The organism is Pseudomonas sp. NFX98 (genome assembly GCF_047784845.1).
Classification (GTDB): Bacteria; Pseudomonadota; Gammaproteobacteria; order Pseudomonadales; family Pseudomonadaceae; genus Aquipseudomonas.
In genome coordinates this window covers 246094-260201 of the sequence record NZ_JBLNNF010000002.1, presented here as the reverse complement: position 1 = coordinate 260201, position 14108 = coordinate 246094, and the positions used below count along the sequence as shown (strand labels likewise).

Genomic DNA, 14108 nt, shown 5'->3' with positions numbered 1-14108 from the left:
TCGCGCCGCGTTCACCACCACGGTTTATGCATTTTTAAGTCCCGGGCGTCCATCAGCTGCCCGGGATTTTTTTTGCCTGCGATTTGGTTGTCAGATTCCAATATATCCAAAAAGAATAATAAGATAATTATATATTCCTTTTAATGTCATCAAAGGCGGTGCACTTTGAAGGCCTGCCCGGTCACGCGAACGGGCCTCGACATCAGACAGGAAGCCTCATCATGACCATCAAAGCGATCAACGTCCGTAACCAGTTCAAGGGCGTCATCAAGGAAATACTGGAAGGCGAAGTTGTTTCCGAGATCGACGTGCAAACGGCGTCCGGCATCGTCACCTCAGTGATTACCACCCGCTCGGTGCGCGACCTTGAGTTGAAGGTCGGGAGCGAAGTCATTGCCTTCGTCAAATCCACCGAAGTCTCGATCGCCAAACTCTGAGTCCGGTCTCAACGCTTTTCTGTAGCAGCCGAACGCAGGCTTCGCCAGCTGCTACGGATCGCGTGAGGACTTTTGTTCGTTAATTTATTGATGAGGTTGTCATGGTGGGTCGTTTCAAGAACTCAGGGTTGACGCTGTTGGCGGCATCCGTTGCAGCGGTGGGTGTATTGCTCAGCCCGGGTGCCCAGGCCGAAGGCAAGATCAGCATCGCCCAGCAATTTGGCATCGGTTACCTGATTCTGGATGTGGTGCGCGATCAGCAGCTCATCGAGAAACATGGCAAGGAGCAGGGCCTGGACATCAAGGTCGACTGGAACAGCATTTCCGGTGCCACGGCGATGAACGAGGCGTTGTTGGCCGGCGCACTGGATGTGGTGTCGGCGGGCGTGCCGCCGATGCTGACGATTTGGGACCGGACCAAGGGCAAACAGAACGTCAAGGCGATCGCGTCGCTCGGCTCGATGCCCAACTACTTGCTGACCAATAACCCGAATGTGAAGAGCCTCAAGGATTTCACCGAAAAGGACCGCATCGCGGTGCCGGCGGCGGGCGTCGGGTTCCAGTCGCGCACCTTGCAGATCGAAACGGCCAAACAGTTTGGCGATGAGCATTTCAAGAAGTTCGACGACATCTCGATCAGCCTTGCGCACCCGGATGCGACGGCGGCGCTGATCGCCGGTGGCTCGGAAATCACCTCTCATTTCTCCAGTCCGCCGTTCCAGTATCAGGAATTGCAGAGTCCCAACGTGCACAAAGTGTTGAGTTCCTACGACGTATTGGGCGGCCAGGCCACGTTTAACGTGCTCTACACCACTGAAAAATTCCACGACGAAAACCCGAAAACCTACAAGGCGTTTTACGACGCACTGGCGGAGGCCGAGAAAATCATCAAGGCCGACAAGTCTGCGGCAGCCGCGACCTACATTCGGGTCGAGCAATCGAAGTTACCGCTGCCGCTGGTTGAGAAAATCGTCAACGATCCCGAAATCGACTTCACGATTACTCCGCAATGCACAGCTGTCTACGCAGAGAAATTGCAGGCGCTGGGCGTGCTGAAAAACAAGGTCGATAGCTGGAAGGACTATTTTTTTGAAGAAGCACACGGTGGCGCGGGGAGCTGAGTGGTCATCGTCCGGCTGAAGACCATAAAAAACCCGGCTGATCAGGCCGGGTTTGGCGTTTCATGATCGTGTGCTCCGGGGTGTTGTTGGTTGGTATGGAGCTGATGTTACGCCCTGGAGTTTTTAAGAGAACTTCATTGAGTTAATGGTGACTATTGACGCAGTCAATGGTTGCACACCGCTAACTGTAGGAGCAGAGCTTGCTCGCGATGAGGCCGGTACATTCAGAATGTATGTCGACTGATACGGCGCCATCGCGAGCAAGCTCAGCTCCTATAGGTTCATCGGTCGCTAGCGAGAAATAAGTCCGTGATCCAGAGCGTATTTGACCAATGCCGCAGGCTTGTCGATGTTGAGCTTGCGCCGGATGCTCAAGCGATGGGTTTCCACCGTGCGCACGCTGATGTCCAGTTCCCGCGCCATTTCCTTGTTGTTCAATCCTTGCGCCATTTTCACTAACACCTGGCTTTCCCGGGGCGTCAGCTCGTTGTCGGTGTTCTTGTCGGCAATCAGTCGCTGGGCGATTTCGGCGCTGTAGAACGTCCCGCCGCTGGTGATGGCCTCGATGGCCGCGATGATTTCCCGTGACGGCGCATTCTTGAGCACATAGCCACTAGCACCGGAACGCACCGATTCACTGACGTACTCGTAATTGTCGTACATGCTCAATACCAACACTTTGAGCGACGGGTACTGGCTGCGCAGTACGCGGGTCAGTTCCAGGCCGTTCATGTCCCGCAGGCTGATGTCGACCAGCAACAGATCCGGCTGGCAACGCCCGACCATCTCGATCGCCTCGGCACCGCTTTCGGCTTCGCCCACCACTTCCAAGGGCGCCATGACGGCCAGCAACGCCTTGATGCCGTCGCGGACCAGAGAGTGATCGTCAACCAAAGCGACGCGGATCGGGGAGGGCAGGTTCATTCAGCTTTCACTCTTGTTGTTTTCGGGGCGATGTCAGCGTTTGCCGCCGGGCAGTTTCATCGGCAACAGAACATCCAGCTCACTGTGTCCGGGAGTCGAGATCAGGTCGAAGCGGCCGCCGAAATGTTCGACCCGTTCACGGATGTTACGCAGGCCGATGCCGGCATGCCGACGTTCGACTTGGGCGACGTTGAATCCTACACCGTCATCGACCACCGTCAGTCGCACGGATTGTTCACAGCCGCGCAGGGTAATGGAAACGTTTTTCGCCCCGGCGTGGCGTTCGATATTGGTCAGACCTTCCTGCACGATGCGGAACAACGAAACAGCGGCGCCATCAACCAGTTGGCAGTCGAATTCATTGTCGTTGTAAGCCACCGTGAGACCGCTGCGCTGTTCGAATTCCGCCGCCAGTTGGCCGATGGCTGCCGACAGGCCGAGGGTGTCGAGCAACGATGAGCGCAAGTCGTGGGACAAGCTGCGAACCTCGCCAATCGCCTCGCCCAAACGCTCGGTGGCGTCTCTTAACGTGTTCAAACCCTTGTCGTGTGCCTGCCCGCTCTCCAGCAAATGGCTGGCCAGTTCGAACTGAAACTTGATCGAGACCAGCACCTGGCTGATCCCGTCGTGCAACTCGCGGGAGACTCGTGATCGTTCTTCCTCCTGCAGGCTGACGATGCGTTGGGTCAGGCGCTGCAGTTTTTTGTCTGCCAGACGATGCTCGCTGACGTTCAGCGTCATGCCCGTGGCGAACACGAACAGCACCGCGACGAGGGCGACTACGGCTATCGCCATCATGGTCTTGCGAATGCCTTGGGCCACTTCGGCGCGGGCCTGCTGAGTGGCGCGCTCGACGTCTTCGAGGTAGATGCCGGTGCCGAGCATCCAGCCCCAACGATCGAGCATCACTACGTAAGCGAGCTTGTCGGTGACCTGACCGGAGGAGGGTTTGTTCCAGGCGTAGCGTTGAAAGCCTTCGCCTGATTGCGCGCTTTTAAGCAACGCCTGAATCACCGGCAGGCCGTGCGGATCTTTCATGTCCCACAGGTATTTGCCCACCAGCTCCGACTGCCGCGCGTGCATCAGGCTGCGGCCTTCGTGGTCGTAGACGAAAAAATAACCGTTGATGCCAAAGCTGAGCTTTCGCAGTTCTTCAAGCACTTGTTGCTGGGCGTGAGCATCGCCGTGGCCATCGTCGTACAGCGGCTCGATCAGGCTTTTCGCCATTTCCACGTAGTTTTTCAACTCCGCACGCTTGCTCATCAGGATGCTGTCTTCGATCAACTGCGCCTGTTGATCGCCCAATTGGCGGTTGAGCGAAATGACCAGTGCACAAATGACGGCAATGGCCAGCACCAGCGGCAGAATCCCGAGGGCGACGATCTTGTGTTTGAGTTGCATGCTGACTCCTGCCCGCGCGAAGGCTCGGCATCATATGCCAAAGATACGCTCAGCCTGTAGCGTTGCAGGACGGAATGACCGAAGGCCGCAAACGACAGTCAGTTGAAATACAAAACCAATGTGGAAACGAAACAACGCCAGCATGCAGGTAGTTGCGGTCTCGTAGGTTGGCGAGACCGTGCTGCTGGCCTGCAACGAGCCAACCGTGCCTCACTCAAATTTTTCAGATTCTCCTGATGGTTTGACGCATCTGCGTAAAGCACAATCCTGCCCATGACAAAAATCAAAGTGGTTTTGGCGGACGACCATCCTGTAGTGCTTTTGGGGCTGAATGAGCTAATTACCACATGCCAGAGGCATCGATTTACGGCGATGGACTGAAACTGATCAGTTATCTGGCGCGCAACTTTCCGGTGGTTGGCATTGTTGTGTTGACGATGATCTCCAACTCAGAGATTTATTCGCGATTGCAAAAGCTAGGCGCCAGTGTTGTGCAAAAAAACAGATGGTGTTCCTGCCGGGCGCACTATCCCAAACGGGACGGGCAGGGATAATCCGGACGTGCCACCCACCCATTCAGGGAGGGGTGATGCGCGGCCTACTCTGGATAAGCTGCCATTACCCCGAACCCCTTTGCGGGTCATCGGGGCGGAAGGCGTCCAGAGAGGTAAACGTGGTGTATCGCAAATTATTTTCGGTAACAGGCAGCCCCCGCAGGCTCGATGGCGGTGCCTTGTTTGGCACGACTGCGCGCAGCGCCTGGATCGAATGGCTGAGCCCTGATTATGACAACGAGGTGGAGTTGGCTTCCCGGGCGCTGCTGGTGCAACAAGACGGCATGAACATCCTGGTCATGGCGGGCAGCGATGCGTTGTTGGCACCCTTGCCGCGCACTTGTCGCTGCCAGCGCCCAGCGCTGGGCGTACTGGAAGGTTTAGCGCGCCTGGGGGTGGAAGAAACGCAGATACACGCCGTGGTGTTTACCCACTTGCACGCCATGCTCGCGCCACAGGTGCGTCAAGCGGTCAATGAGGGCGATGCACCCCGGCTGTTGTTTCCGGTCGCGCATTACATGGTCAGCCGTCAGCACTGGATGCGTGCGAGCCATCCGCACCCGCGTGATCGAGTGTTATTTGTCTCGCAGATAATCAGTCAGATGCGAGCCAGTGGGCGTCTGCACCTGATCGACGAATGCACCAACGATCTATTGGGGGAGGGCTGGCGCTTTCACCTCAGCGATGGCTATACGCCGGGGCAATTGTTGCCCGAGATCGATATGCCCGGCGGCCCGATTGTTTTTGCCGGTGATCTGGTTCCTGGCCGGCAGTGGCTCGCGCTCGATCTGACCACGGCTTTCGACCGCAACCCGGAAAGTCTGATTGATGAAAAGGAGCGCTTGCTTGATCACGTAGTGGCCGAGGGTGGGCGACTGTTCCTGACCCGTGACCCGACTGTCGCCATGATCAAGGTCGCCCGCGACAAGCAGCACCGTTATCAACCTTTCGATCACCACGCCGCGCTGCATCGGCTGGACAGTTGAAAGATAACCCGTTCACCAGGAGATCCCCATGAAAGTAATGGCTGCTGTAAAGCGCGTGGTCGATTACAACGTGAAAGTCCGCGTCAAGGCGGACGGTTCCGACGTCGACCTCGCCAATGTGAAAATGGCGATGAACCCGTTCTGCGAAATCGACGGTGGCGCGCGTCGCTTTGGGCGTTTGGACTGACTCCACCAACAAAACTTTGAACGTCGAAGCGCCTGCTGCGCACAGCGCGGGCATCAAGGCGCTTCACCTACGCAGCCTTCGCGAGCAAGCCAGTTCCCCACAAGGATTGAAGGCATCTACGTAGAACTACGTAGATGCCACGTACGTAGTAACGCGGATTTATTTGTAGACGGCATGCGCGGATATTGGGCCAGCTCCGCACAGCGGACACAATTATAAAAATTACCGCCGCAGTCACGAGCTGTCGGCAGGAGACCCTCTATGCCCCGTCTGGCTAAACACCTCGCCTGGTTTGCCGTGGCTGTCCTGGGAGCGATTGCGCTAAGTGTCGTGGCCTTGCGCCGCGGCGAAGCGATCAACGCCCTGTGGATCGTAGTCGCAGCCGTCGCTATCTACCTCGTTGCATACCGTTATTACAGCCTGTTCATCGCCAATAAAGTGATGCAACTCGACCCCAATCGAGCGACCCCGGCTGTGCTCAACAACGATGGTCTGGACTATGTGCCGACCAACAAACACGTACTCTTCGGTCACCACTTCGCGGCGATCGCCGGCGCGGGGCCGCTGGTCGGTCCGGTATTGGCGGCGCAGATGGGCTACCTGCCCGGCGTGCTCTGGCTGATCGCGGGTGTGGTGCTGGCCGGTGCCGTTCAGGACTTCATGGTCCTGTTCATGTCCACCCGCCGCAACGGTCGCTCCCTTGGCGACATGGTTCGCGAAGAAATGGGCCGCATTCCCGGCACCATCGCGCTGTTCGGCTGCTTCCTGATCATGATCATCATCCTCGCGGTGCTGGCGCTGATCGTGGTCAAAGCCTTGGCCGAGAGCCCGTGGGGCATCTTCACCGTGATGGCGACGATCCCGATCGCGATGTTCATGGGCATCTACATGCGCTACATCCGCCCGGGCCGCATCGGTGAAATCTCCATCATCGGAGTGCTGTTGCTGCTCGGTTCGATCTGGCTCGGTGGGCAGATTGCCGCCGACCCGGTCTGGGCCAAGGCCTTTACCTTCACCGGTATCCAGATCACCTGGATGTTGATCGGATACGGTTTTGTTGCGGCAGTGTTGCCGGTGTGGCTGATCCTGGCACCGCGCGACTACCTGTCGACCTTCCTGAAAATCGGCACCATCGTCGCCTTGGCCATCGGCATCCTGGTGACCATGCCCGAGCTGAGAATGCCGGCGCTGACCCAATTCGTCGACGGCACAGGCCCGGTGTGGAAGGGCGGTCTGTTCCCGTTCCTGTTCATCACCATCGCCTGTGGCGCGGTCTCGGGTTTCCACGCGCTGATCGCTTCCGGCACCACGCCGAAATTGCTGGCCAGCGAAGGTCATGCCCGTTACATCGGTTACGGCGGCATGTTGATGGAATCGTTCGTAGCGATCATGGCCATGGTTGCGGCTTCGGTGATCGATCCGGGCGTGTACTTCGCCATGAACAGCCCGGCCGCCGTCGTCGGTGCCGACGCTGTTACTGTGGCTCAAACCGTCAGCAGCTGGGGCTTTGTAATCACCCCTGAAGCGCTGCAAGCGGTCGCCCATGACATCGGTGAAACCACCATCCTGGCCCGTGCCGGCGGTGCGCCGACCCTGGCGGTCGGTATCGCGCAGATCCTCCACCACGTCCTGCCGGGTGAAAACACCATGGCGTTCTGGTACCACTTCGCGATCCTGTTCGAAGCGCTGTTCATCCTCACCGCTGTGGACGCCGGTACTCGTGCCGGACGTTTCATGCTGCAAGACCTGTTGGGGTCCTTCGTGCCAGCGCTGAAACGCACCGAATCGTGGACTGCCAACCTGGTGGCAACCGCCGGTTGCGTGGCGATGTGGGGTTACTTGCTGTACCAAGGCGTGATCGATCCGCTGGGTGGCATCAACACCTTGTGGCCGCTGTTCGGCATCTCCAACCAGATGCTGGCCGGTATCGCGTTGATGCTCGGCACCGTCGTGCTGATCAAGATGAAGCGCCAGCGTTACGTCTGGGTGACCTTGCTGCCAGCCGTGTGGCTGCTGATCTGCACCACGACCGCAGGCTTCATCAAGCTGTTCGACGCCAACCCGGCGATCGGTTTCCTGGCCCTGGCCAAGAAGTACAGCGATGCCCTGGCTAACGGCCAAGTCCTGGCCCCCGCCAAGAGCATCGACCAGATGCAGCACGTGATCTTCAACGCCTACACCAACGCGACGCTGACTGCTTTGTTCCTGTTCGTGGTGTTCAGCATCCTGTTCTTTGCGCTCAAGGTCGGCATCGCCGCCTGGGGCACCAAGGAACGCACGGATAAAGAAGCGCCATACCAAGCGCTGCCGGAAGCCTGATCATGTTCAATGACCTGAGTCGTCTCGGCAAATACCTCGGTCAGGCCGCGCGCCTGATGGTGGGCATGCCCGACTACGACAACTACGTCGAGCACATGCAAACCAAACACCCGGACAAGCCGTTGATGGACTACGAGGCGTTCTTTCGGGAACGCCAGGAGGCCCGTTACGGCAGCAAGGCTGGACCGAAGTGTTGTTGAGTGAATAAAAAAACCGGCTGAAAAGCCGGTTTTTTTATGGATGAAAATCAGCTGTTGCTCCCGGCGTTCAGGCCACGCGGCGATCAGTCTCTGCGTTACGGCTCACGCCCTTGCCGGCATCGCTGGGTTCTGCCCGCAGAGGCTGTCGATCCGGAGCCTGAATCTCCAGCGCCGCAAGCGCGACCTTGGCGTTATGAACAATACGACACAGGACGACTACGATGGCGATCGACAGCAGCGGCCAATAGATCAGCAGGGTTTTCAGGGCCATGATTTTTCCTCGAACTGCATGCATTCCTCGCGAACGTCGTCGTCTTCGCGGCATTCAATAATGAATGCCGTCAATTCATCGTAGCGCTTGTTCATGACAATGTTGTTGTCGGAAGTCAGTTACAGGCTGAACCGCTGCAAAATAACCCCCAGTCCGTCGGACATGGCTTTGAGCTCCTGGGTTGTGCGCACGATCCCGTCTTGCGCCGTTGCGTTCTCTTCAACGCTTTGCGCGACTTTTTCGACGTTGCTGGCGACCTGGTCGCTGGCGGCGCGTTGTTCTTGCAATGACAACGAAATGAAGCTCACCGCCGCAATCGATTCGTCCAGTGCGCCCTTGATCCGGCTCATGGATTGCCCGGCGCTCTCGACCAGTTTCTGGCCGTGGGTCACACGCTCGCAGCCGGCGGCCATGCTGTCTTTGGCCTTGACCATGCCGTTCTGGATCGCTGCTACCAACGCCACGATCTCGGTGGTGGACTGGGCCGTGCGAGCAGCCAGGCTGCGGACTTCATCGGCGACCACGGCGAAGCCGCGACCTTGTTCACCGGCGCGTGCCGCTTCGATGGCGGCATTGAGGGCCAAGAGATTGGTCTGCTCGGCAATACCGCGAATCACACCGACAATCAGGCTGATGTCGTTCGACTGGATCGCCAGTTGATCGATGTCGGAAGAGCTTTGCGCCACCAGATCGGCAATCTGCCCCATTTCCTCGATGGACGCCTGCATGACCGCCATGCCTTCACCGGTGATGTCGCCCGCTGTCTGCGCGGTGGTTTGCGCCTGTCGGGCATTGTCGGCGATGTGGTTGATGCTCACGGAAAGCTCTTCGACCGTGGCCGCCATGGATGAGGCGGTTTCGCTTTGCAGCGCGGCACTGCTCAAGCCCTGTTCCGAAGACGCGGACAATTGCAGCGTTGCCCCTTCGATCTGTTCCGACGCCTGGCTGATCTTGCCGATCATGTCGCTCAGGCTGTGGCGCATCGCCTGAACCGAGTGCAGGACGCCGGTTGACGGACCTTGCCGGTCATCGTGCGCGCGAGTGAGTTTGCCCTGGGCGATGTTCGAACTGATGGCGGCCAATTCGGAGGGTTCAGCGCCGAGCTGCCGGGTGAGCAACCGGGAGAAGAACAATGAATAGGCGGCGCCCGCAAGCGTCGCCAATGCCAGGATCAACAGGCACAGTTGCAGATTGGAACGGTAGGCGATCTGGTTCTGTTCGAACTGGTTCTTGGCTTCCACCAGTTGAACCTCGATCAACTCGGAAAACTTGTCTGACAGCGGGTCTATCAGCGGATACAACTGGTCAGTGGCGAATCGTGCCAGCCCCGCTTCGTCGTTCTGGCGCAACATGCCCTGCAAACTTTGCAGGGGCCCACGTGTGGCGTCCATCAGTGGATCGATTTGCGCGATCAGCCGTGTTTCCGCAGTAATCAGCCGCGTCGATTTATAGGATTTCCACGTCTGGTCGATTTCTTTTTGGGCCTGCTCGATCCGGCTCAACGATTCGGCTTTGGTGAAGTTGCCGTTGCGCGCCTTGTGGGTGGCATCGACGATGTTTACTGCATACAGGTCGGCGATTTTTTTCAGGTCCCGCAGCGGGACGACTCGATCCATATACACGGTTTCCAGGCTGTGCACGGCAGATTGCATACCCAAGAGTCCAAGGCCACCGACGCACAACAGTCCCAGCAGTAAAGCACTGGTCAGCAGCAGAAGGTGAGTCCTGATTTTCCAGCTTTCCATAGTCCGGTTTTCCTGAGTCATCATAGTGAAGAGGGGGGCGATCGAAGGGTAGGGCAGTGATTACATGATGCAGTGAAGGCAGATTGGCATCATGTACTGTGTCGACAAAAAAAGCCGCTGCGTTACCGGCGAGAATGTACGAATTAGCGACGTCGGACGACGTATTCCGGCGATAGGGCCAGCCTTGGCCGATCGCAGAAAAAAGGACGCTGGAAAAATGAAAACGCCGCTCGATGAGCGGCGTTTGTTTGCAATGCGCAGGAGTGGTCAGAGCAATGGAATGCTGTAGCTGACGATCAAGCGGTTCTGGTCCTGATTGCGCGACGCCTGACTGTGGGACTCGCCGTTGCGCCAGCCGAATCCAACCCCCTTGAGCGGACCGGATTGCAGCGCGTAGTCGAGGCTGATGTCCCGTTCCCATTCCTTCTGGTTCGAGCCGGTAGTGGTCTTGATGTTGTCGCCGCTGAGGTAGATGGCCGAGGCCTTCAGCCCCGGCACACCCAGGGCCGCGAAGTCATAGGCGTATTGGCCGAACGCGGTGCGTTCGCCGGCGCGGGTGAAGGTCTGGATCAGGCGGTCGGTGTACAGATACAGGCTGGCTCCGCCCGCGCCTTTGTCCGGCAGGCCACCCTGGTTGAGTTGGGTGAAGCCGCTGCCGCTGGAGACGCTTTGATAACCGGCCGTGACGGCATGGCCGCCCAAGGTGTAAGTCAGCGCGGCGCTCCAGGTCTTGTTGTCGATCTCACCATCGTTGCCTTCGGTGTAGCCGCTGATTCTGTAACCCGTGCTGCCGTCGCTGTTTTCACCCGACGCGTCTGTCTTGAAATAGCGCAGGTCGGTTTTCAGCGATTGATTGTCGGCGATTGCCAGTGTGTGAGTCAGACCAAAAAACTGTTGGGTGTAATAGTCGTCCAGGTGCGCGTAGTAGTACTGCGCGGTCAGGTCCTTGGTGACTTTCCAGTCGCCGCCGGCGAAGTCGAACTGGTTGCTCTCGCGCAAGCCACCGGTGGCCGTGAGGCCGGTTTGATCGCTGGAGCCACGGCCGGTGGCGTGTTCAATCTGCCCACCGATCAAGGTCAGGTCCTTGAATTCTCCTGAGGTCAACTGGCCGCCCTCGAAGGTCTGCGGCAATAGCCGACCATCGTTCGACACCAGGATCGGCAGCTTCGGCATCAGCGTGCCCAGGCGCAGTTCGGTTTTCGAGATTTTGACTTTGCCGGTCAGGCCCAGGCGGCTCCATTCATCGACGGCGCTGTTGTCGCTGTCCGACGGAATCATGCTGCTGCCGACGTGGCGGCCTTTGCCGCTGTCTAGCGTCACGCCCATCAACCCCAATGCGTCGACCCCAAAACCGACCTGGCCATCGGTATAGCCCGACTTGTAATCGAGCAGGAAACCCTGCGCCCATTCTTCGGTTTTCGAAGGGGCGGCGGTGCCGTCGCGGTTGTCGTTGTTGAAGTAGAAGTTTTTCAGGCCCAGGGTGGCTTTGCTGTCGCTCAGGAAATCCGCCTGTGCCTGGCTGCCGAGCACGATGCCGCCCAGCGCCAGGGTTGCCGCTATGTGTTTGCTGCTCATTGATGTCGCCCGTTTTTTATCATTGGAAGTTGGGAGCTCCCACAGCTCGGCAAACGCAATCTCGAAGACGCTGTGGGAGTAGCAGATCGCAGAAGTTAAATGCCCAGCACGTTGGCGCCGATGCACGGATCAATCCCGCGCTCCAGACGACGCTGGTGAACGATGACGGTGATTTCCATCGAACCGGTGGTCACTTCGAAGTCGAGGATGTGCCCGCCGTAAGCCTGGAACGTGGCGTCCCCGGCTACACCGTGCATGTGGATCGACGGCTGGTCGTTTTTCCACGCCACGGACCCGGTGATGCTGGCCATCTCAACGTTGCTGAAGGTCTTGGCGTCGAAGTCCTTTTTATCCTTGTTCCAGAAACCGAATTTCACGTTGCCGAAACCAATGCCGCTGATCGAGGCGCTGGGGATTTTTTCGGCGATGGCCAGCTTGGTCAGCTCCTTGAAGGCGTTGTCGCCCATGCGCAGGACCATGAGATAACCGGTGGGCGTTTTGGTGTAGCGCGGGGTGGCTTCGGTTGCACATTGCATGGGCGGGGTCGTCGCGGTGGTGGGGGTTTCGGCCATGGCCGATGGGGCAAGGCTTGAGCTGATCAGCACGGCGGCACCTACCGCCAGCATCAGTGTGGACAAGCGGTGTTTCGGTTGACGTTGCACTTGCATGGGACTTCCTCTGTTGTTGTTTTTGTAGGGATGAAGCGTTTTTCAGGCAAAGCGATGCCCGGCGCCTGTTGGGAAACAGGCGCTGCTGTCAAAGGATCAACAGTGGGCTTTGGCGGGTCGCGGGCTTACAGCGCGTCGCGACTCATGACGCCGTCCAGCAGGCGGGCGATGCCCAGCGGATTGGCGTTTTTCAGGGCATCCGGCAGCAGGCTGTCGGGGCAGTTCTGGTAGCAAACCGGGCGCAGGAACCGATCGATCGCCAGTGTCCCGACCGAGGTGCCGCGCGCATCCGAAGTGGCCGGATACGGGCCGCCATGGACCATGGCATCACTGACTTCGACGCCGGTGGGGTAGCCGTTGAACAGTACGCGACCGACCTTCTGTTCCAGCAGGGCGAGGACATCGGCCAAGGAATCGAGCTCGGCGTCTTCGACCAGCAAGGTCGCGGTCAACTGGCCGCGCAAACCGTGCAGGGCCTGAATCAATTCGGCGTGATTTGCCACTTCGACGACGATGGTGGTCGGGCCGAAGACTTCTTCCTGCAGCAGTTCATCACCGTTGATCAGCAGGCTGACATCGGCCTTGAACACCTGTGGCCGAGCCTGGTTGCCCTGTTGCTCGGCGCCGGCCAAATGAGTCACGCCGGGGTGGGCGCTGAGGTTTTCCAGACCGTGGCAGTAGCTTTTTAGCGCGCCGCTGTTGAGCATCGTTTGCGCGGATTGCTCGGCCATCACCGCGGCAAAGCGCTTGAGAAACGCCGAAAACTCGGGTGAACGAATGCCCAGCACCAGCCCAGGGTTGGTACAGAACTGGCCGGCACCCAACACCACGGAAGCCGCCAGTTCAGTGGCGATCTTGTCGCCGCGAGCCTTGAGCGCTTCGGGCATCAGCAGCACCGGGTTGATGCTGCTCATTTCAGCGAACACCGGGATTGGTTGCGGGCGCGCCGCCGCCATATCGCACAGTGCACGGCCACCGCGTAGCGAACCGGTGAAGCCGACTGCCTGAATCGCCGGATGCTTGACCAGCGCTTCACCGACGCTGCCATAGAGCATGTTGAACACGCCTTTGGGCATTGCGGTTTTTTCTGCCGCACGCTGAATCGCGCCGGCCACGTAGTCGGCAGTCGCCATGTGCCCGCTGTGGGCCTTGAACACTACCGGGCAACCGGCGGCGAAGGCGGCAGCGGTGTCGCCGCCGGCAGTAGAGAAGGCCAACGGGAAGTTGCTGGCACCAAACACGGCGACCGGGCCGAGGCCGGTGCGGTACTGACGCAGGTCCGGGCGCGGCAACGGTTGGCGGCCCGGCAAGGCACGATCGATGCGCGCACCGTAGAAATCACCCCGCCGCAACGTTCGGGCGAACAAGCGCATCTGGCCGCTGGTGCGTGCCCGTTCACCTTGAATGCGCCCGGCGGGCAGGGCGGTTTCGCGGCAGACCAGGGCGATGAAGGTGTCGTCCAGTGCATCGAGTTCAGCGGCGACGGCGTCGAGAAACTCGGCGCGACGTTCGGCCGACAGATGACGGAATGTCGGGTAGGCCGTGGCGGCTGCTTCGGCCGCTGCGTTCACTTCTTCGACGGTGGCCGAATGAAAGCGATACGGCAGGGCTTCGCCGCTGCTGGCATCGAAGCTTTGCAGGGTGTTGGTGCCTTGGGCAGAGCGAGTGCCTGCGACGTAGTTGTGGCCTGAAACTTCAAACATGGGAACTCCTGAAGGAT

General features: G+C 58.9%; 12 protein-coding genes and 2 pseudogenes. 6 read left to right on the top strand and 8 right to left on the bottom strand.

Going from position 1 to position 14108, the window contains the following annotated elements:
• Positions 1 to 221: 221 nt before the first annotated feature.
• Both ACM110_RS03645 and ACM110_RS03640 read left to right on the top strand, forming a co-directional pair.
• Entirely contained in the window at positions 222 to 437 is a 216-nt protein-coding gene (locus tag ACM110_RS03645) for a TOBE domain-containing protein (RefSeq protein ID WP_007904463.1), read from the top strand.
• A gap of 101 nt (positions 438 to 538) precedes the next feature.
• Positions 539 to 1558 (top strand): ABC transporter substrate-binding protein, encoded by a 1020-nt coding sequence (locus ACM110_RS03640; RefSeq protein WP_416126604.1) that lies wholly within the window; start codon positions 539 to 541, stop codon positions 1556 to 1558.
• A 291-nt stretch (positions 1559 to 1849) separates the two neighbouring features.
• Here ACM110_RS03640 and ACM110_RS03635 read toward each other — a convergent pair whose 3' ends face one another.
• Together ACM110_RS03635 and ACM110_RS03630 are read right to left on the bottom strand one after the other, a co-directional pair.
• On the bottom strand, positions 1850 to 2482 hold the full coding sequence (locus ACM110_RS03635; RefSeq protein ID WP_338581271.1) for a response regulator transcription factor: 633 nt from the start codon (positions 2480 to 2482) through the stop codon (positions 1850 to 1852).
• A gap of 33 nt (positions 2483 to 2515) precedes the next feature.
• Positions 2516 to 3883: a cache domain-containing protein gene (locus tag ACM110_RS03630; RefSeq protein WP_416126603.1), complete on the bottom strand. Its 1368-nt coding sequence runs from the start codon at positions 3881 to 3883 to the stop codon at positions 2516 to 2518.
• 733 nt (positions 3884 to 4616) lie between these two features.
• Between ACM110_RS03630 and ACM110_RS03625 the strand changes: the two genes are divergently transcribed.
• The 4 genes and pseudogenes from ACM110_RS03625 to ACM110_RS03610 all read left to right on the top strand — a co-directional run bounded on the left by ACM110_RS03625 (position 4617) and on the right by ACM110_RS03610 (position 8129).
• Positions 4617 to 5423, top strand: a complete 807-nt coding sequence (locus ACM110_RS03625) for an MBL fold metallo-hydrolase (RefSeq protein ID WP_416126602.1) — start codon at positions 4617 to 4619, stop codon at positions 5421 to 5423.
• A gap of 28 nt (positions 5424 to 5451) precedes the next feature.
• Positions 5452 to 5574: pseudogene (locus tag ACM110_RS03620) on the top strand (electron transfer flavoprotein subunit beta/FixA family protein); the annotation flags it as partial.
• A 297-nt stretch (positions 5575 to 5871) separates the two neighbouring features.
• Positions 5872 to 7929 carry a carbon starvation CstA family protein gene (locus ACM110_RS03615; RefSeq protein ID WP_416126601.1) on the top strand — a complete coding sequence of 686 codons (2058 nt, stop codon included), beginning with the start codon at positions 5872 to 5874 and terminating at the stop codon, positions 7927 to 7929.
• Positions 7930 to 7931: 2 nt separating this feature from the next.
• Positions 7932 to 8129, top strand: a complete 198-nt coding sequence (locus ACM110_RS03610) for a YbdD/YjiX family protein (RefSeq protein WP_034150399.1) — start codon at positions 7932 to 7934, stop codon at positions 8127 to 8129.
• 67 nt (positions 8130 to 8196) lie between these two features.
• On the opposite strand, the gene ACM110_RS03605 is transcribed toward ACM110_RS03610, so the two are convergent.
• The 6 genes and pseudogenes from ACM110_RS03605 to ACM110_RS03580 all read right to left on the bottom strand — a co-directional run bounded on the left by ACM110_RS03605 (position 8197) and on the right by ACM110_RS03580 (position 14091).
• On the bottom strand, positions 8197 to 8400 hold the full coding sequence (locus tag ACM110_RS03605; protein WP_416126600.1) for a hypothetical protein: 204 nt from the start codon (positions 8398 to 8400) through the stop codon (positions 8197 to 8199).
• A 119-nt stretch (positions 8401 to 8519) separates the two neighbouring features.
• The gene (locus ACM110_RS03600) at positions 8520 to 9128 is read right to left on the bottom strand and encodes a methyl-accepting chemotaxis protein (RefSeq protein ID WP_416126763.1); all 609 of its coding nucleotides are present in this window, start codon (positions 9126 to 9128) and stop codon (positions 8520 to 8522) included.
• A gap of 492 nt (positions 9129 to 9620) precedes the next feature.
• Positions 9621 to 10145: pseudogene (locus tag ACM110_RS03595) on the bottom strand (Tar ligand binding domain-containing protein); the annotation flags it as partial.
• Positions 10146 to 10412: 267 nt separating this feature from the next.
• Positions 10413 to 11720 (bottom strand): OprD family porin, encoded by a 1308-nt coding sequence (locus tag ACM110_RS03590; RefSeq protein WP_416126599.1) that lies wholly within the window; start codon positions 11718 to 11720, stop codon positions 10413 to 10415.
• Between the two features lie 95 nt (positions 11721 to 11815).
• Complete coding sequence (locus tag ACM110_RS03585) at positions 11816 to 12388, bottom strand: PPC domain-containing DNA-binding protein (protein WP_416126598.1); 573 nt, start codon at positions 12386 to 12388, stop codon at positions 11816 to 11818.
• A 125-nt stretch (positions 12389 to 12513) separates the two neighbouring features.
• Complete coding sequence (locus ACM110_RS03580) at positions 12514 to 14091, bottom strand: aldehyde dehydrogenase (NADP(+)) (protein ID WP_416126597.1); 1578 nt, start codon at positions 14089 to 14091, stop codon at positions 12514 to 12516.
• Positions 14092 to 14108: the final 17 nt, after the last annotated feature.